We start from the raw sequence: 1,324 nt of genomic DNA on the forward strand, positions 1-1,324 counted from the left end.
AAGTCACCAAGCACTATGCGGCCAGGTATGCTGCGGCTTCCAAGAAGGTCAAGGGTCAGATTCTGGATACGGTGGTGGAGCTGACTGGCTGGCACCGGGATCATGCCCGTCAGCAGCTCAAGCGCCGATTAGCTCAGCCTAAGGGTCGGGCCACCGCGACGGTGGCGGTCATCGATCGGCGCAAGACCAAGGCCCGCAAATACTCCTATGACGCCGTGAAAGTCTTGCAGTCGGTGTGGTCGGTCTCGGGTGGGTTATCGGGCAAATATTTGGCTGCCTCGATGGCTGATTGGCTCGAAGGCCTGGAGGCCTACGGTGGGCTGGTGGCCGGTCACAACCGCTACAGCGCCACAGTACGAGCAGAGTTATTGGCGATGAGTGCTGCCACGATTGACCGGTATTTGCAACCGGTGCGGGCCAAGGATCCGATCCGAGGCAAAGCCGCTACCAAACCCGATAGCCTGTTGCGCAATTCGATCACGATTCGTAAAGCCGGTGACGAGCTCGACGACGAACCCGGACTGTTTGAAGTCGACACGGTGGCCCACTGCGGGCCCACGCTCAAAGGCGAATTTGTGCGCAGTGTCAATTTCACCGATGTGCGCATCGGCTGGGTCTACACCACCGCGATCCGCAATAACGCTGCGAAACACGTTGTGGCCGCCTGCACCAACTTTGTAGACGCGATCCCGTACCTGGTCACCGCCATGGACTTCGACAACGGCAGTGAATTCATGAACTACGACCTGTTGGACTGGTCCGCCGACCACAAAGTGTTTTTCACCCGTGGCCGGCCCTATCAGAAAAACGACCAAGCCACCATCGAATCCAAGAACCATCACGCGGTGCGCAAATACGGGTTCTACTACCGCTACGACACCGCCGAGGAACTGGCGCTGTTACAGCGGTTATGGCCACTGGTCAATGATCGACTGAATTTCTTCACGCCAACCAAAAAACCCACCGGCTGGACCACCGACGCGGTGGGCCGCCGCCAACGAGTCTATGATCAGCCCACCTCGCCCTATCAGCGCCTTGTGGCGTCGGGGATCCTCAGCCCGGCACAACACCAACAACTCGCTGCTTACAAGGCCAGTCTGGACCCTGCGGCAATGGCCACCGAAATTGATGCCATCCAGCAGCAACTCATCCGCTTAGCTGCTGCTAAAACCCGCCAACTCCAACGCGAACTTGACGCCGCTGATCGGCCACCACACCCTGCTGGCATCAAGATCCACCGCCGCGCCAGCTAATCGAACATCCGGGGATTATTTGTCTGAGGCACGGCCTACCTTTCGCGGGGATCTTGACATGAGGCACCCCG

General features: G+C 58.9%; 1 protein-coding gene. It reads left to right on the forward strand.

The annotated features are described in order from the left end of the window. The coding region (locus tag DYI20_RS12100) for an integrase catalytic domain-containing protein (protein ID WP_183145641.1) at window positions 1-1,253 on the forward strand (1,253 nt) is incomplete at its 5' end. Window positions 1,254-1,324 lie beyond the last annotated feature (71 nt).

The sequence above is a fragment of the Auritidibacter ignavus genome (assembly GCF_003703835.1).
Taxonomy (GTDB): domain Bacteria; phylum Actinomycetota; class Actinomycetes; order Actinomycetales; family Micrococcaceae; genus Auritidibacter; species Auritidibacter ignavus.